This is a genomic window from Arcticibacter pallidicorallinus, assembly GCF_003002875.1.
In the GTDB taxonomy this organism is placed as follows: Bacteria; Bacteroidota; Bacteroidia; order Sphingobacteriales; family Sphingobacteriaceae; genus Arcticibacter; species Arcticibacter pallidicorallinus.
On sequence record NZ_PVTH01000003.1, the window covers coordinates 1 to 20409 of the forward strand.

Here is a 20409-nt window from a genome sequence, read left to right on the forward strand (position 1 = left end):
GGACAGATCTTGAAGCTGGTTACAGCCGGGCTATAAGAAGTGCCTTCGCTGTTGGTAGCATAAGCACGGACGTAGTAAGTCGGACCTTCGCGAAGACTTCCCAGGATACCTTCAAAAGACCCTATACCGCTACCTGCAGGTACGCATATATCTGAAGTCGTAGGTGTGCCGGTAGTATTAAAACATAGTCCGCGTGATGTAACCAGGGCTCCTCCATCAAGACTAACGGTAGCTGAACCAAGGGCCGTTTGTGGGGTCATCTCTCCAATTACTACATCGCTGACTGAAGGCACGCTCTTTACAATAGTGTCCCGAACGCAGCGTAAAGGGAAAGCATAAGCCTTATCTGCATAACTAACTGAACTACCGTTAAGCAGGTCCAGAAAATATCCATAACTCGTGCTGCTATACTGGGTGGCAGTCCAATAACGGCCATACACACCGCGACCCTCCAGGGTTCCTCCACCCTGCGTCAGCATTCCCGCCGAGTGAAGTTTCAGCACAGAAGCGTAAGCATTCGCGGCATTCGTCCAGTTTTGAGGTGCAGCATCCGCGGCTATCCACTCTGCCGATGTCGGAATACGCCAACCGAGACCCAGAAGTAAATTACAAGGATCATTATCAGGTTGCCATGACCGATTTTCTGAAATACTCGTAATCCAGGGTGTCCAGGCATTGGACGGTGCGCGAACCCCATTCTCCGATCTATAGCCCTTAGAACGATTGAACTGCCAGTACCAACCGGCTGAAGCTTCTGTTGCGTCGTTTACAGCTGTAGCTTGCTGATCAGCTCCCAAATTCTGGGTTAACCAACAGAGTAGGTTTCCGGATAAATTGGAACTGACATTTCCATAGTTTACTGTTTTACTTACAGGCGCGCCGTTCAATCCGGCAGTATGAATACTGGTAAATGGTTTACAGATCTTGAAGCTTGTTACCTCTTTGCTGAAAGCTATCCCGACACTATTCGTTGCGTAAGCGCGGATATAATAGGTAGGACCTTCGGCAAGGTTCTCGATGGTACCCTCAAAACTTCCCGTTCCACCGGCGGAATCTTGAATGACATTATCCGACAAGGTCGGCATCCCTTTAGTTGCCCAGACGAAGCCTCTAACGGTAACCTCTGCTCCCCCATCATCAGTAACCTCCACCGTTCCAACAGCTGTAGAATCACTCAGAGAAAGGATCGACACGACACCTACTGATGGAACAATGGGTTGCGTTCTAACGGTATCTATATCGCCGTAAGCGGTACCGAGATTGTTCGTCGCATAAGCCCTAATGTAATAGGTGGTAATATGCTTGAGGCCTGTTATTGTACTGACGAAAGGTCCGGTTCCAGTGCCATTGGTAGTTTTGGCAGCTAAGGCAACGGTTGGAATATCGGTGCTACTCCAGCACACACCTCTGGCGGTTACAGCCAGACCTCCATCCTTCAGAACATCGCCTCCACTCGTCAGTCCTGAGCTTAATATATCGCCGGCTTTAATGGTGATCACTGTAGGCGTGGTCGGCGTAGTGATACTATCTAAATTACCATAGGCTGTACCCATGGCGTTTGTAGCATAGGCTCTTACATAATAGGTCCTGCCCTGCAGCAGATTAGTAAGACCAACACTGAAGTTCCCGATGCCACCATTCGCATGGGCTGCTTTTAAGCTATCTAAAGTAGGAGTACCTGAGAGACTGTAGACCACGCCGCGTGCTGTAACCGGCAGACCTCCGTCTTTGGATATATTCCCGCCTGTAGTGGCTGTATTTTTAGTGATAGCCGTTGCCTTGTTGGTCGTGAGCGAAGGCAGTGTAGGAGTGGTGACAACAGTAGCAGTTGCACTGAAGCGCGTGCCTGCCGCATTGGTCGCATACGCCCAAACATAATACTTCGTTTCCGGTAACAACCGGATGATCGTTCCTGCTATCAGTGTTCCATTCTCAGTCACTGACAGCATGCTATCCTGAGGAACAGGATACACCGGACTTTTCCCGGAGGTATTCCAATACAGACCCCGGTCTGTCACCGGTGACCCACCTGTGGAAATCACATTAGCGGTACCTTTGGCACTGACCATCGTGAGTTCAGAAAGCTGAACATTGCTTACGGAGGGCCTGATGATGGTTGTTACCAGACTCTCGAGATTTCCGTATGCCGTACCCTTGCTGTTGATGGCAAAAGCTTTCACATAATACTTAGTTCCGGGAAGCAAACCCGTCAGGTAATTGGTGTACTCGCCAACACTGCTCACGCTGTTATAGACTTTGGAATTGACGGTTATCGTAAAGTCGGGGGTAGTGCTCCAGCAGATTCCACGACCCGTAATAGGCATTCCGCCGTCGTCGCTGATATCACCGCCGCTGGTTGCTTTCACGCTATCGATTTCGGTTGGCGTCAGGGTTATAAGAGTAGGCAGCATTACCTGGTTGGTGGTGAACTGAACCTGACTGCCATATCCCGTGCCTACACCATTCGTTGCATATGCCCTGACGTAATAGGTCGTATTGGCTGCCAATCCTCTCATCGAAGCAATGAAGCTTCCGATGCTTCCGGAAGAACGATCTTCAGTTTTGGTGGACAGGGACACGTCGGGATTACTGTATCTGCTCCAGCAAAGTCCTCTAACCAGGATAGCCGTTCTGCCATCGTCCGTAATTTCACCTCCACTTTGAGCTGATGTAGCGAGAATATTGGTAACCGGAGCTGTAGCCGTAAGGGTTGGAATTCCGTTTGTCTGGAATGTCCTCTCAACCCCGTATGCCGTACCGATCTTATTGATTGCGTAGGCACGGACGTAATAGAGGGTATTGGGCTTCAGGCCGGTCAGCAAAGCCGAGAATGCCTCGGTTCCCTCGCCGTTGTAGGTACGACTGTTGCTGATCGTTGGATTGGGTTGAGTGTTCCAGCAAATACCTTTAAGAGTAACCGGAGCTCCTCCGTCACTTGTAATGACACCACCGCTCTTTGCCGTTAATCCGGCGATATCAGTCAGTTCGTTCGTATTTAATATCGGAGCTGTAGGAAAAATAGTCACTGCTATTTGATTACCGTAGGCCGTTCCCGCAGCATTTGTAGCATAAGCCCGGATGTAATAGGTCGCGCTCAGCTCCATATTGGCTACGGTACTGCTAAATGATCCGGTTCCGACGCCGTCTATGGTCTTTGCTACGGTTACCGTATCCGGATCAAAGTCTTCGTCTGTACTCCAAACAACGCCCCTTTGTGTTATCGCGGCTCCGCCATCTGCACTGATAGTTCCTCCGGTCACCACTGTCGATTTGGAGGTCACTGTGGCATAAGTGGTAGTAATGGTTGCCAGCGCAGGTAAGGTGGTGACTTCGACTTCCTCTCCGTAACCGGTTCCCTGGTTGTTGGTGGCATACGCACGGACATAATATTTCGTGACCGGATTCAGGCCTTGAAGAGAACTGCTAAAAGAGGCACCAGACCACGGATCGTAAGTTGTTTTGCTATGGAGGTTAACAGTCGGTTGAGGACTGGTACTCCAGCAAACACCCTGATTGTACACAGAGGCCCCGCCGTCATGGATGAGCTTTCCGCCACTGGCTGCAGACTTCCCGTCTGTTCCGGCAACAGTCGTCAATGTATTCAGTTTCGGAATGTCGAGCGTAATGAATGTTATCTCATCGCCGTAGCCAGTACCCACGCTGTTGACTGCGTAAGCCCTGACGTAGTAGGTAGTACCCCGGCTCAAACCAGTCATGCCGGTCGAGAATGATCCGTTTCCTGAACCGACCTGAACTGTTTTATTGTTCACGACCGTATCGGGATTGAAACCGGATACTGTGCTCCAGACCACGCCCCGCGTGGTGACCGGTTCTCCGCCGTTATCGGTGATGATTCCTCCCGTAGAAGCGCTAAGGCCGTTGATGTTCCAGGCATCCCGGGTGCTGAGGGTTGGAAGAGTGGCCGGATCTGTGATAAAGCTAAGCAGGTTACCGTAGCTGGTTCCGGCAATGGTTGTTGCAAAGGCACGGATATAATAGGTTGTGCTTGCTTTCAGGTCAGTCAGCCTGCTCACGAAAACGCCTGCTCCACTGCCACTGCTTAGCTTATTGGCAACGACCGTATCCGGAATAAAATCAACTGACAGACTCCAGACCACACCCCTTTGAGTGACATCTGCACCACCGTCATCAGTAATATTTCCGCCGCTATTGGCCTTGGTCGGACCGGTAGCCGTTGTATATGCTGTGGATATGGTCGCCAGCGTAGGTGTTCTGAAGCTCATCTCTTCACCAAAAGAAGTTCCTACTCCGTTTACGACGTATGCCTTAACATAGTAGGTGGTGTTAGGAACCAGCCCGGTAAGATCTGCGGTAAATGTTCCTTTGAAGTAACCGGTCTGAGCGGTTTTATTAATGGTGATCGTATCAGGATTAAAGTTCCGTTCGGTGCTCCAGTAGATACCTCTTGTCGTGACTGCGGACCCCCCGTGGCTGACAATATTACCTCCGCTGACTGCTGTTACAGAAGATGTTGCGGTTGGCTTAGTCGTTATTATGGTCGCCAGAACAGGCGCTTTGGTGCTGAAGGTTTCTACATTTCCATAACCTGTTCCTACAGTGTTCGTTGCGTAAGCCCTGACATAGTAAAGAGTACTTCCCATAAGCTCTGTAAGCGTAGTGACGAAGCTACCTGAGCCATATCCGTTGGTGGTGTGCTCATCAGCGATGGCCGGCAATGGATCTGTGCTCCAGCAAAGACCGCTTTGAATGATATCCGTTCCTCCGTTGGAGATTATCGTACCTCCAGTTTTGACCGAAACGCTGGTAAGGGTAGCAGGGTCTGGTGTTATGGTAACGATTGAAGGGACATCAAACGTTTTGAACATCACTTCATTACTTGCATACCCTGTACCTACGGAATTGGCAGCATAAGCCCGCACATAATAGGTAGTGCCGGGTTTAAGACCTCTGAGGGTTGAGGTGAAATTGGCAGTGCCGGCCTGGACCGTCTTATTGACTACAACCGTGTCGGGTTTGAATCCTGAAGCGGTACTCCACACCAGTCCCTCCGTATGAATCAGCGCTCCGCCATCACTTAATATCGTACCGCCTGAAAGTGCGGTGGTTCCCGTCACGCCGCTTCGGCCCTCCATTGTAGTCAGGGTTGGAATTACCGGCGGACCGGTTACGAATTCTTCCACGTTTCCGTAGGCGACACCAGCGCTGTTAATAGCATAGGCTCTGACATAATACTTGGTACTTCCGAGAAGCTTCGTCAGACTATGAATGAAATTACCTACGCCTATTCCGCTGGTGGTGCGGGTATCGTTTATGTTCGGATCGCCAGTCGTGTTCCAGCATATACCACTTGAAGTAACCGTAGACCCCCCATCGCTTACAATGTCGCCTCCGCTCTTTGCATCTGTAGCGGTGATTGAATAGGCAGGAGTGGTGATGATGGTCGGGATGGTAAAGGTCAGGAAGCTGACACTTTCTCCATAGGCCACACCCGCACTGTTGATTGCGTATGCGCGGGCGTAGTATTTGGTGTTAGGCGTCAGATTCGTCAGCTGGGCAGAATAGCCTCCGGTACCATCGCCTGAAGTTGCTTTGGAATCAAGTATGGTCGGATTGTCGCCTGTGCTCCAGCAAATCCCACGTTCGGTAACTAATGCTCCTCCATGATTGCTCACCGTTCCTCTTCCAAGGGCTGTCTTTCCGCCGATGTTGATCACGTCCCGGGTTATAACCAGTGCTGGTTGAGGATCAGCAGTGCTGAAAGATTCCTGATTACCATAGCCCGTACCCACATCGTTTACCGCATACGCGCGAACATAGTAGGTGGTAGCACCGAGTAGCCCCGTCATCTTGATGGAGAATGTTCCCACACCTGAACCGCTTGACCAATAGGTATCGGCGGTGGTAGGATTAGGACTCGTACTCCAACAGATACCTCTGCTATAGACTGTCGAATTACCGTCGTTAGGGATATATCCGCCGCTGACCGCCGTCATATTGGTTATCGAATGAGCAGGCGCAGTAGTGATCTCTGCTGTAGATGCGGTCGTGAGGCTGTCCAGATTCCCGTAAGCTGTTCCGAAGCTGTTTACAGCATAGGCTCTGATATAGTAGGTTGTACCAGGGGTCAGGTCGCGGAGGCGGCTGACGAAGGTTCCCGTTCCGATGCCGTTGACCGGTTCGGAGGTTCTAGTTTCCAGATCAACGGTTGGTATCCTTTCCGTACTCCAGCAGACGCCTTTTGCAGAGATCACATCATCGCCGGTGGAAGTGATGTCGCCACCACTATAAGCGGAGAACCCGGTTACGTAAGATGGTGGCGTAGTCGTTAGTACGGCCAGAGAAGATGTACGGAAACTTGCCTCAGCACTTATGGCCGTACCTACTTCATTGGTAGCATAAGCCTGCGCATAATAAGTGGAGTTTGGCGTAAGGCCGGTGAGCGAGGCGAGGAAAGTACCTATATCTGTCTTATTCAGCGTAGTTGAAGAGACATAAATATAATTTTTCCTGTCCTTACTGTAGCGGATACCTCTGTCGGTAACCGGTGCTCCTCCATTGTTGACGACCAGGAACGTACCCGATGCACTGGTATTGGTGATGCTGGCGATCTCAAAAGCCGGCGGCAGCACAGACGGCAATATAGGAGGAAGCGTTTGAAAGATCTTCAGGTCGCCATAGGATTTGCCGTAGCTGTTGACAGCGTAGGCCCTTACGTAATAAGTGGTATTACCCAGCAGATGCTCCATCTTACTTGGGAAATAGCCTACTCCGGAGCCATCATTCGACACGATGTTGGCATTTGGATCTGTTATAGGGTCGCCGGCTGTGCCCCATATGATACCCCGCAGAGTTATCGAAGCACCACCGCTACTGGTGATATCACCGCCGCTAAGAGCAGACATACTGGTAATCTCAGTGACATTCAGGGTAATAATAACCGGTGCTTCCGGCACGATCTTGAACGTAAGATCTTCTCCGTAGGAAACGCCTGCTTTATTCACCGCATAGGCTCTGAAATGGTAAGTTACGTTAGAGGTCAGACCTTTGAGGACGGCGCTAAACCAACCCAGTCCACTACCCTGTGCTGAACGGGAATTCGCTATTGTCGGGTTTTCGGCGGTACTCCAGCAGACTCCTCTTTCGGTTACGGACGCGCCGCCATCTGCTGACACATGTCCGCCAACGGTTGCCGTAGTTTGGTACAGCGAAGATGCAGCGACCGTGTGAACGGTTGCTAAATCGGGAACATGGAGACTGTCGAGATTCCCGTAAGAAACACCCGCACTGTTCACTGCATAGGCACGCACATAGTAAGTAGTACCCGGAAGCAGCTCCTTCATGGTGCTGGTAAAGGCTCCGGAACCGTTGGAGCCCAGTGGTTCAGAGGTTGTGGTAGGAAGAGCTATCGTAGGGTCTCTGTCCGTACTCCAGCAAATTCCTCTCTTGCTGATTACAGAGAAGCCGGTGTTACTGATAGTGCCCCCACTTAATGCGGTGGTACCGGAATAGTCGTATGGCTTAATAGTGGTAATGGTAGCAAGCGCGGCGGTAATAAAACTTGTTTCGCTGCTATAGCCTGTACCTGCGCTATTGGTGGCGTATGCTTTTGCGTAGTATGTCGTTCCTGGCTCTAAGCCGCTCAGCAGGGTCGTAAACGCCCCTATATCCGTAGGCGTCGCTGTAGCAGATGGAACGTATATGTAGTTGATCTGGTCTTTACTGTAGCAGACACCCTTTTCGGTTACGATAGCTCCACCATTGTTAATGATCAGGGCAGAGCCGGTGGCGGAGTCTCCGGTAATATCTGTAATGGAAAGAGAGGGATTAAGCACTGGCGGTACGGGGGCCGGTGTCGTGAATTCGACCAGGTTGCCGTAGGCTATTCCTACGACGTTAACGGCGTACGCGCGAATGTAATAGGTGGTATTGCCGAGAAGTCCTTCCAATGTACTCGGGAAGGGGCCCACGCCTGAACCATCGTCTGTACTGGTATGAGTCGGAACGTTAAGCGGATCGGTGATACTGCTCCAGATGATGCCACGCTTGGTTACCGGGCTTCCGCCGTCTGCTGTGATGCTTCCTCCGCTTTCTGCCGAGATACTGGTGATATGAATTGCCGGAAGGGTGATGATTTCGGGAGTGGAGACAGGGGTTTTAAACACGACATCTTCGCCGTAGACAACACCCTGGCCATTTATTGCGTAAGCCCGAACATAATAGGTCGTATTCGGCATCAGAGCAGTTATTGCGCTCTGGAATGTGCCTATTCCACTACCGGTGGCCGGGAATTGCGTAGTGGTAGGAAGGAAGATATCGGGGTTTGGATTGGTATTCCAGCAGAGACCGGTCAGGGTAACGGGGGAACCTCCATTTACGAGAACCTCTCCTCCGCCAAGTGCGGTCTTTGACGTGATATCCTCAACAGGCAGTGTCTTAACGATAGCGCGACAGGCAAGTGATTTCCAATTATAACCATCATAATATTTGATGGTTCTGGTGTCGGAATTGATATAGAGTGCTCCGGCAGAAAGCCCGTTTGGACTGGGGTCTTTGTCGAGGACGGGGAATTTACAGGTATTGGCATCACGACCAGCACTAAAGCCTTTGCTTTGGGCAATAGTGGCGGTACTCATCTCGGCAACTTTCAACCAGGAACCGCCGTTGAAGATCATAACAGCATTACTTGCGGTTGAATAATAGATCGTGCCCGGGAGCAGTATTCCCACAGGGGCGTCATTTAGTGCGGGCAGGAAGGGAATACCTTCTTTGACCAGGAAGAAGTCATGAGTAGACGTCCCTGAGATATTACCTGTACAGAGACTTTCCCAATCAGAGCCGGTATAGATAAATGGCTCTGCGTTGGCGCTACTGTAAACCAGCATGCCTTTCTGAGGAGAAATCACAGCAGCAGGATCCAGCACCGGAAGGTGTGGAACGCCGTCCATTACCCGAAAGTAGTCTTGTCCTGAAGCGGTCTTCAGTACCGCAAAGAGGACGAAAAGGACGATTTTAGCTATGTGTGATAATTTTCTCAATACCGTTGCTCAAATACCATCTTACTTCATCTTGTCAAGTATCAAATCGATCTGCCGCTGCTGGCTTTCAATTCTATCTTTCAGGTCGTTGATTTCCGTTTGCTGATTCTTCAAAAGCACGTGCTGCTCTTTAACGGCCTGAATCAGGAGGCCGGAGAGCTGTGTATAGTCCACTTTCAAAAAGCCATCGCTATCCCGGGTGACCATTTCAGGGAAAAGTTTTTGAAGTTCCTGTGCGATCAGCCCTATCTTAGGACCGCTTGCGAAGCGTTTCTGATCCTTATATTCGAAGCGGACGCCGCGCATCTGATCAATAGCTTGCAGTGCATTTGCAAGGGTTTCTATTTTGGTTTTCAGTTTTCGATCTGAGGGTGTATAAAGGTTACCTCTCACAGTAAGATCCTGAGCGAGAACTGCGCTACCTGTTGATTCAAAGCTGAGACCGCGATTTGCGGCACCGTCGCTGCTGATCGAATAAGATAAAGTTTTAATGTTTTGCGTTGCTGTGTGGTTACCGAGGTGATCGCCTGGGATAGTAATGTTTGAGGACCCGTCGAACGGAATTCCATTTATAGTAATGGCATTGGTTAGCTTGGTGGCCGCCAGTACCGTCTTAGAAGCGTCGGCGGTGTTATCAACATTATTCAGGGCCAGCATTGCTTTTACCTGCGCAGGGCTTAAGGACTGTGCGGCAGATTCAACCGCAGAGTTATTTCCGAGCAGGGTATTTGGAGCCACTTTATTGATACCTGACGCATCCAGTTTGGTGTCTACGTAATTCTTTGTGGCTGCATCCTGATCTGCGGAAGGGTTTGCCAGGTTGATAATTTTGTAATTATTGCTACCACTCCCCATGGATATGTTTGCCTCAGCATCACCAAATCCGCTTAAGGTAATAGCACTCTTCGCTGTAGACGACGCTTTTCCGTTTGCGTCGCCTACCAGCATATTCCCTCTGGGAAGAGAGAGAGTAGTATTGATATTAGCAAGCAGGCTGTCGACGTATCTTTTATTTACTGCATCGCGTTCTGCTGTGGGAGTTGCGAGGTTTATTATTTTATAGTTTTCGAGGGGCAAATCTTTGGTGGGCTTGCCGAAGTCCGTTAAGGGTATGGAAGTTTTCTGAGCAGCAGCGGCCCTATTGCTGGCATCTCCTACAAAAAGCTGCCCCATAGGTAAAGCGTTATCAACAGGTACCCATTGATTGCCATCAAAAACATAGAACACCTTTTCAGTAGTATTGTAATAGGTACTGCCCGCTGTAGGATTTAACGGCGGGGTGGTCCCTCCGGGGATAGTGCCCGACTTACTGTCAACATACTTTTTAGTGGCTGCGTCCTGGTCGCTTGACGGATCCTGAAGTCCGGTTAACTTATGATTTGAAAAACTGATATCAGTTTCTGGTGCGCCAAAGCCGCTAAGAAGAATGGTGTTCTTAGCGACTCCCACAGCTTTTCCGGAAGCATTACCGACAAACAATTGGCCCGTAGGCAATGAGAGCTGGGAGGTAATTCCCGACAGTTGTGCGGCAAGATATTTTTTATTGACAGCATCCTGATCTTGAGTGGGATCTGCGAGGTTGGTAAGTTTGTAATTAGATAGCGACAGATTTTCTATGACAGCTCCGAATCGGCTTAACGAGACGTTTCCTATGGATATCGCTTCAGCGATATTAGCCGGACTTCCCAGCAGGATATGATCCGCTGACAAAGATATAGATGAGGGGTTACTCACCTTCTGATCTACGTAATTCTTTGTAGCTGCATCCTTTGGCTGCAACGGTTCGGCGAGATTACTGATATTGAACTGGCTGGATGCGTCTCCCATAAATACTGTTTCGGTCGCTTTTCCAAAACCACTTAGGGGTATTGCACTTTTCAGACTGGGCGCGGCTTTTCCGTAAGTATTTCCGACAAAGAAGTTACCCGCAGGGAGGGCAAGCGTGTTGACAGGGTTTAAAAGCAGGTCATCCACATATTTTTTAGTGGAGGCATCGCTATCGGTAAGGGGCGCGGCCAGATTAGTAATCTTGTGATTTCCCATAGAAATCTCCGTTGCTGCGGGGCCGAAACCGCTTAGCGGAATATCTGCTTTTGCTGTCGACACTGCCTTTCCTGAAGCATTACCGACAAACAATTGGCCCGATGAAAGGGCAAGATTGGTCGGAGCAAACACCTTATTGTCTACATAGTTTTTTGTGGCGGCATCCTGGAGTGCTGCAGGTTCTGCGAGGTTGGTAATCTTAAAACCACCAAGAGACACCTCTGCGATAGCCGCACCAAACTCACTAAAAGCAATGTCCTTCTTTTCTACCATTCCGGCCTGTCCCTGATCGTTTCCCATCAATAGCATGTTACGATAGAGGCTGATGTTAATGGGATAAACCGGTCGGGTATCTACATACAACTTATTAGCGGCATCGCCGTCATTGGAAGGACTAGCCAAACCAGTGATCAGCTTATTGTTCATGGCGATATTAGTAGCAGGAAGCCCGAAACCACTTAGCGGGATAGCACTTTTCAGGGTTGCTACTGCTTTATTAGATGCGTTTCCGACGAAGAAATTTCCTGAGGGGAGGGTAAGGAGACTTGTGGGGTTAAGGAAGAGCACATCTACGTAAGACTTGGTGACGGCATCCTGTGCTGCTGATGGATTTGCCAGGTTGACGATCTTATAGTTGGTTGTTCCGTCGCCGAGGGATACATGATCCGTTGGTGTTGCGAAACCGCTTAATGGTATATTTTCTTTATCTAATTTTTCGTCTGATATTGCTTTCGCTTTCACCGTAAGCTTGCCGCTGTTGGTTATGGTGGCATCGCCCGACATGCTTACTGCCGCCGCGACGTTGGATGGGTTTCCGACGAAGATCTGGCCGCTGGAGAGGGCATTGCCTACCGGCATCCAGGTGCTGCCATTATAGACATAGAGCTGTTTTTCTGTTGTATTGTAGAAAAGGCGACCTTCGGTTATGGGTGCACTAGCAGGGTCGGGGTTAAGTACGCCACCGGGTGTGGATCCGTTGATGGAGACTTCGAGCCACTGGTTGTTGATATCGTAGACGAAGAGTTTGTTTTCGTCGGTATTGAAGAAAAGGTCTCCGGGGTTGGGAGACGTTGGGAGGTCTGCACTTCCGCCACCGGGAATGGAGGAGGAGGAGATGGGGAGCCATTGGGGGGTGCTGGTTGCTCCGCCATCTGCCATCATGTACAACTTTTGTTCGCCGGTTTGGTAGTAAACGTCGCCGAATTTGGGCATGGAGGGAAGGGATGAAACAACGGGAATTTCTATCCATGAGGAGCCATTAGAGATGTAGTTCTTATTGGTTCTGAGCAAATAAACGATTGACCCTTCAGCGTTGACTGGAACGGAAGATATTGAAGTGGCAAAGCTTGTCATTGGAGTTACTACGAGCTCCTGCCAATTCGTTGCCAATAATTTGTAGAAACTGTTTGTTATAGCGTATAGGACAACATCTCCTGACTTTGATGAAATGTTTGGCAAAGATGTTCCCGATAAAAACTTCGGGATGTCAGAACTTATAGCTATAGTAGAAGTATTCAGAACTGTGTTTAAGACATTTGAGGGAGTACTATTTGCAATTAATGGGTATCCACTTACTGTCGGCCGGTAGATTATACCTTGCCCCATTGTAGGATAATTACTATTGAATCCTTTTGTTTCAACACTAATAACACTGCCACTTACTGAGGTTATTTTTTGTATCGCATATGTATTCCCATTTGCGTCTACTACTTGGTCGCCAACCACGACATTTGAAGCGGTGAAAATGTTACTCAGGTCCGAAAATGTCCCCGACATATCATATCCCCCGTTGATTGATTTTATCAAACTAATGTTATAGAGCCCATTAAATTGCCTTACAGTCTGTGCTGTGGTAGATACAATGGGCATAGTCAGCAGCAGAAAAGTTAAATACCAAGGAGTACAAGCTTTCATAGGAAATCAATAAGTCAGACTAACAGAAAAACCGGGTCCGTCACCACTTAATCCACATCCATCAGTAACAGCGGCGACACCTCCTATCTCAATCATTAGAATACCAGTATTGCCTAAGGACATACTCGACTCTAAAGCTATGTTCCCGTTAGTATTTCTGTCTACTTTAATAGGAGCGCCGAGATTTAGAAAAGAAAAAACTGGCATAAAGATGTCGTCTATCGTATTATTTGTCCTTTTCGAGAGGTCAATGATTTTTAGATAAAATTTATAATTTCCTGCACGGCTATTCTTTATTGCACTTGTTTTACTCTGTTCAGTTACGTTTATTCGACAAGAAGCCAAATTTGCATTTGCTGGAATCGTGATAACAAAACCAGGAATCTCGATTCCCATTCCCGTTATGTCTGTTGACCAATCACAAGTGATATGAGCACCCCAACCCTTAACTAAAACATCTTTCGCCCCAAGTCCCGATCCTGTCGCAAAGTATTGCTCGGGTCCTGCGCTACTTCCTCCCCCTCCAGTTGTTGGAGTTTTCCATTCTGCTCTTCCAGTTGTTCCGTTTAGGGTGAGCACCTGTCCATCAATTGCCGGATTAGGTATATCAGCTATCTTATCTAACTTTGTCTTATCATCCGGTAGCATTAGACCAGCCACGCCACGTGTGGTTGCTGTACCGCTTATAATATTAGGGGTTACGGAACCAACCGGACTAATATTCCCGCCGGTTATGGATATGGCACCAGCGACATCTGTAGCCGAATAGGATATAGAAGGCGCTTGCCAAGAAGCCGTACCGCCACCAGCTAATACAGTTAATACATTGCCTTCAAGCGCAGTATTTGTTATAGTGGGTATCTTATCGATTTTTAACTTGTCGATCGGAGCCATTAAGCCCGCTAAATTACTTCCACTCAGAGGAGTTACTAATGGAATGGTCGCTACTCCCCCATTCCCAGCTTGCATCTGTCCAGATGTCGGCAGCGGAGAATATGTTAGATTAACATCATTCCCGCTTCCGGTTATTGCAGCCCACGTACCATCTCCACGAAGGTAGGAACTGGATGTGGCTGTACCTCCGGCGGCGATTGCACCGATTGGTATAGTCAAAGCATCAAAAAGAGTCGAAGATATCTTCCCGGTTGTTATATTACTTGCATTTGTTTGATCAACGTTTTTAACGTTGTCGAGTGCAAGTAGGGACTTTGTTTGAATAGCGCTTAATGCAACAGGCGTAGCGCTCCCAGCTGTATTATTTCCCAAAATAGTAGATGCTCCAATTGGCGGTATTCCACCAGACGGCAGGACCCAAGACGCCGCAGTACCATTCGTTTGCAAGACTTTTCCAGAGTTACCTGCTTGACCTGGCAATAAAGCATTTATTGCCTCCGCAGCTGTTGTTGCCCCAGTCCCTCCCTTACTAACAGGTATTGTGCTACCTCCCCATACTCCATTCGAAATAGTTCCAAGGGTAGTAATACTAGATGAGCCTATCCATGTCGAAAGTTTTGTATTTTCCACATTTCCCAGGCCTAGAATAGTTTTAACAGTCGCAGCGTCCAATGCGGTTGGGACAGCGTTTGAACCTGAGCTATTCCCTAATAACGTCTTATCGGCTATTGCTGGCAAAGTTGCGCCAGTCGCCGATACTATTCCTGAAGCGTCAATAGCCAAGCCTGTTCCTATCTTTATACCACCTAAGGCACTAGCAGAAGCTGTTGGTAATGTATAATTATTAGCGCCAGCGGCAATTGCATCAAGTTTGGTTTTGTATTCCGGAAGCATTAAGCCAGCATTCGTTGAGGAGGCAGCAGTGATAGTGGCGGCTGAGCCATTGCTATTCGTAATAGTTCCTGACAACGGGCTTGCTGTGTAAGAGAGGTTCGTTGCCCCGCCCGTGCTCCAGGCAAAGCCTCCCGCAACAGCCGTTAGTACTTGACCTGGTGTCCCCGCAGCACCTGTAATTTGGAGTTTAGATGGAGTGATAACACCGTCTGCTATATCGACTGCTGCAATCGTTCCGTCCAGAATTTTAGAGGAAGTGATCTTGCTATCTCCTATTGTTGTAGCAATCGTTGTAGTAGGGGTATTTCCTGCTCCAGTAATATCCCCCGTCAGAGATATCGTCTGATCACCTGTATTTGTTCCAGATAAGTTAGCTCCTGGAGATATATTGGAACCGGTTATTGCACCTGCTGCGGCAATAGTGGTTCCTGCTTTGATCGCTCCTGTGGTAGTGACCGATGTGGGGGTAATATCACCTAAGCTAAGCTTGATCTCAGGCGTTGTTGTTGCATTAGTAACGACCCCTTTTATACCCGCGTTATCTAAAACAGATACGGATTCAACGGTACCGCCTCCACCAAGTGCTGGAGTACTCCAGACTGCCTTACCGGCAGCATTTATTGTTAATACCTGGTTGACAGTTCCAGGATCGGGAACCAGTGTTTTAACATAAGCTACTACCGCATTTGCAGAAGGGTATTTCTCGGGCGCTTGAGTTGTGGCTATAACATTTACTTTATTCGACTTATCCTCTTTATTCTGTATAGTGGAGTTTGCTGCGACATTAGCGTCAGTGAAAAATTTGTTACTAGCTCCCGTATTCTCCTTAATTAAATCTGTATGATAATCGCCGTTAGCGGCAACAATAGCACCTGTCCGTCCGAATACAGATGAAACAGTACTACTGCTGGCAACTTTGCCCCAGTCTACGCCATTCGAAATAACCCAGTCCCCAATATTATATGGGGTACCGCCAATAGTGCCTGCTGTATTTATGATGTAATACGACCCTTTCTCTGTTGAAGCCGGAGGTAGAGTACCCGATGCTGGATTATATGTACCTTGGTAAGTCACGGCACCCAGTAACGATTCAGGCAGGAACTTACTGTCAATCTTCGCAGACAGGTCTAACGGGACGACACCTGAAGCTACGCCTATTTCATTTTTACTGATCTTTGTATCTGCATACTCCTTGTTCGCAGCATCCGTAGCGGCGACAGGAGAATTGAGGTTAGTAATCCTATTTCCTCCCATATCCACTTCAGCGGTAGCTGCTCCAAAGCCGCTTAACGGTATTGCCTGCTTGGACGTTGCGGCAGCCTTTCCGGCAGCATTACCGATATAAAGTTGCCCCTCGCCTAGAGATAATGTTGAAGGATCCGCTGAGACTCCCCCCGAAATGTCCATCCACGAAAACGTGCCATTCCCATTTGATTTGAGAATATGACCAGCGGTACCATTAGTAAGCGGTCCACTGCCGCCTTTCAAATTCTTTGCTGCAATGCCGTCATCTGCAACACTAAGGCTTACAGTTCCTGTTGTTCCTCCTCCCAAGAGTCCGGCTCCGGCCGTTACTCCCGTGATACTGCCTATGCCACTGACGCTATTTCCGGCAGCACCTGAGATTGTCAGGGTCCCGGCAGTCAGGCTTAAGGTCTGATCTCCGGTGTTAGTGCCTGCTGTATTTGTCAGGGTGCTCAGCTGCGTATCTGTTACATATCTTTTATCAGTTGACGGGGCTATATCTGCGGTGGTAGCATCCTCTCCCTTTGTAACCAATCCTTTTGTATCGTACGAAATTTTTGTCTTTGTTCCGGCTACTATAAGTGGATTGCCGGTGACTTTACCACTGACGTCCGAAGAGTTGTCTCCTATCTTGGTCAGTAATTCTGTTATCGCTTCCTGAACGGTTGAACCGGTTATTCCGGTAATGGAGGGTGCTAAAGAAACTGTGCTTGCGTTCTGATCGCCGGTATTATCTCCGGAAACAATAGCGTTATCAGTTAATGTCAGCGTTTTCGCATTGGTTCCCCCACCGATACTGAAGCCTGTCGGTAAGGAAGCGAAAGTCAGACCGTTTAAACCGACAATATCCGTCAGCATCTTGGGTATATTAGCAATTGGCAATATCCCGATGACTTTCGTCGTTAAATCGATTCCTCCGGCCAGCATATCATTAGTGACCTTACCCGTACCAATTTTTAAGGTAGGAGTTAAAGACGTGGAGCCCGATGCGGCGCCTGTTACATCACCTGACACAGCTGGGGCGAAGTTTATAGACTGGTTCGTGGAGGTTAACGGTTTATTTTCCCATTTACCGGTAGTGACATTCCATTGCAAGATATCTCCACCAGCCTTCGTTCCTACTGAGAGGTCTGAAAGAGCTTCCAGCGAGTGTGTGTGACCTGTTGCCGCTGCATCAGTAATCCCGTATCCAGCTAAAGTTGTAGGATTGGTACCCGCTATTACCCGACCCTGGGCATCGGTAGTTACCGACCGATACGTGCCGGCTGTACCTACTGACTTGAGCGTTGTTGTCAGCGTTCCTGCAACATTGGTGACGTCACCTTTAAGAGCCGGAAACCGACCTTCGGCTAAGATACCCTTTGCATGACTTCCTGAAAGGTCGACCGCCCCGGCAGTTAGCGTCTGGTTGGTAAGCGTCAGATAGCTTTCTCCTGCCAAGGTCACATCACCACCATTTTCACCGGCTATCCCCCCGTTTGCAGATAATACACCTGCGTTTAAAGACAGTCCAGTACCGATTGAAATAGGTTGGGGGTGTCCCGCATTTATAGTGCTGTTCCCTAACAACGACTTTGCGGGAAGAGCAGCCAGCTTGCTCATAGCAATTTTACCATCTCCAATGGTCAGATTGGTGGAATTACCATCTCCTGAAAATATGGAAGCATCGTGTTTTACACCAGTCATTCCTCCGCTTGACGCGGTTGTAATCTTGCCTTGCAGTTCTTCCAAAGCTGCCTGTACGTTGGTAGATATTAATGCGCCGGATGGTGTAACTGCAACTTCTGCGGCTGTTTGATCGTCTGAGAGGCCAGCTATGGCTCCCCATGTGCCGTCTCCTCTCAGATAATTGTTTACAAGTCCATTTCCAATTATCGAGGATGCTGGGATGCTGGCAGTCCCGTATCTTCCTGAAGGAATGGTTCCAGTAGTCAAATTAGCAGCATTGGTTTGATCGAGGTTTTTTACGTTCCCCAGGCCAACATCTGAAGCGGTTAAGGCCAGCAAGTTCTTTAGCTGCGGCATCGTCATGGCGGATGGGCTGGAAGAAGCGGGAGACGGATTACCTAAAATGGTGGATGACGGGATAGTAGCCAACTTACCCAGACCAATTCCATTATCGGTGATACCAAGCGAAATAGTACCCGACGTTCCACCACCGGATAAGCCTCCTGAAGTTGTAATTCCTGTAATGGTACCCTGTCCTGTGCCTGACGCGGCGTCCACCCAGTTAAATCCGCCAGTCCCGTTAGAAGAAAGCACTTGCCCACTAACGCCACTGCCGGTTAAGCCTTTCATCTTCAAAGCGTCAATCGCCTGACTGGATATACCTAATGGGCTCGTGGAAACGCCGCTGCCTGTTAAGGTTGCATCATGGATAACAACACCGCCTGGCCCTGTTGATCCTCCACCGTTCAGAAGTCCTGCTAAATCAACGTGACTACCTCTCGGGCCGGATATGGAAAGCACGGATCCGGCCAGGCTCAAGGTTTGATTAAGATCTGCCAGACTAATAGAGTTTCCTCCTTTAAGCGACAAATTGTGAGCGGCATCAAGGCTAAGAACTGGATCAAAAGACGCAACCTGAGCAAACAGGTCATCTACATATTTCTTGGTGGCAGCGTCTTTACTGGCTGTTGGCAATGCCATGTTTGTAATTCTGTAACCACCCATTGCGATGTTGCCTGTTGGAGGAGCAAATCCACTAAGAGGTATATTCGCTTTGTCGAGTGCCTTGTTTGATACTGCTCCGTCCGCAATTTTTGATGCTGAAACGGCCTTATCTGCAAGATCCAAACTTAAGGGGGTTAAAGCCGCTTTTGCTCCATTGGTTATAAGTATCGTTCCGGAGGAACTTACATCTTGACCGGATACCGTCATCGGCACCCCATTAGCCGGCCAGGCATTAGACTGTTTCGGGCCAAACAGCATATGAGTGGTGGTATTGATATAGAAGTCGCCATTTGATCCGACGGTGGAAGCCGGATTCGTTGTACCACTCAACATCGCGTTACCCGTGGCCCCTCCTCCAGTAGTTAACTCTGTATTCTTAACCAGTCGCTGCCATCCGTTATCGTAAAAATAGAATCCTGCAGATCCGTCTGTCTGGTAGACAAGTAAACCTGTAGCAGGGCTGTTTATTCCGCTGCGCTGGGAAGCTGTTATTCTGGGTATCAACACCCCTTTAGATGTTGATGCTACGTCTAACTGGGCGCTTTGGTCTGGGGTTAGCGTGCCTATTCCTACCTGAGCATTCGATTTTAATGCGACGAAAACGATGATAAGTACGCCTAAATACTTGACGAATTTATTCATGAGGGAATGTTTATGGTTTATTGGTTTAGCTGGCATGGTATATATTCTTGAACGGGGTTTAGTAAAAATCATAGCATCTTCGGCTGTCGCTTCGGCGTCTTGCTCCTGAAGCACCATTCGATCTGCCCGGGAATGTGGTTTCGTAACTTAATGCAGCTTCTGAAGTGCCTGATGTGTTTCCATACTGCATTTTAGACAGGGTTGCATCGTGACTAAGACCGAGTCGAACTTTATCATACATATCTTTTCTGATGAACAAATCGAAGATGAGAGAAACAACAAGGGCATCCCGACCTCCTTTTGAATCACTGCGATACCAGAGTCCTACATTTGCTCCTTTATATTTGTACTGGCATCCCGCACTGATGAGGTTGGCATTTGCCTGATTATAAACTACCAGCGAGGGAATAAGACTCGAACCATCATCGTCTCCATATGGATTTAATGGCAGACGATAACTCGCATGGGCATTAAGACGAACGGGCAATGTTGATTTTGAACCGGTGAAGGACTCATTAGGCCTGTTTATATGCTGTGCCGACAGTCCTGACATGAAATTGCCTACCACCAGGTTGACGCCTGCTCCGGCATCGAAAAAGTATTTGTTATTATATTCTGGAAGGGTTGCATCGGATACCGCACCTGGAATGATTCCATCGATCGCATCAATCTGATCGCCAAAAACAATTTTACCGTAATCTATTTCCCGCTGAGTAAAGCCGGCTTGTAGACCGAAAGAAAGGACTGCATTATCAAAGTCAACGCTGTAAGAATAAATTCCCGAGATATTAAGCTTGCGGAGGTAGGCTGTTCCTTCATTTGAGCTGGTAACCAGCAAGCCCAGACCGCCGTTTAAGGCTGGCATATTATAGTCGGCTGAAAAAGTCAGATAGTTTTGATTGCCGGGAAGGGCACTCCACTGATTCCTGTACACCAGATTCATTCTCAGGTCACCATCAAACTGGCCGTTTAAGGCCGGATTCAAATAATTGGGGGCGTTATAGAATTGCGAATAAATATGATCCTGCGCCTGTGAATTAAGTGCAAACAGCAGTGAAAAGATTATATATAGTAGCTTTTGTTTCAT

Annotated in this window: 4 protein-coding genes; all 4 read right to left on the reverse strand. The window is 48.6% G+C overall.

What is annotated here, in order from left to right; translation table 11 throughout:
* Positions 1-9017 (reverse strand): hypothetical protein (locus B0I27_RS05040; RefSeq protein WP_146133090.1); only part of this gene is annotated, 9017 nt, incomplete at its 3' end.
* Positions 9018-9038: 21 nt separating this feature from the next.
* Positions 9039-12866 (reverse strand): tail fiber domain-containing protein, encoded by a 3828-nt coding sequence (locus tag B0I27_RS05045; RefSeq protein WP_181276685.1) that lies wholly within the window; start codon positions 12864-12866, stop codon positions 9039-9041.
* 114 nt (positions 12867-12980) lie between these two features.
* Positions 12981-19322 (reverse strand): beta strand repeat-containing protein, encoded by a 6342-nt coding sequence (locus tag B0I27_RS05050; RefSeq protein ID WP_146133091.1) that lies wholly within the window; start codon positions 19320-19322, stop codon positions 12981-12983.
* A 58-nt stretch (positions 19323-19380) separates the two neighbouring features.
* Positions 19381-20409: a PorP/SprF family type IX secretion system membrane protein gene (locus tag B0I27_RS05055; RefSeq protein ID WP_106292135.1), complete on the reverse strand. Its 1029-nt coding sequence runs from the start codon at positions 20407-20409 to the stop codon at positions 19381-19383.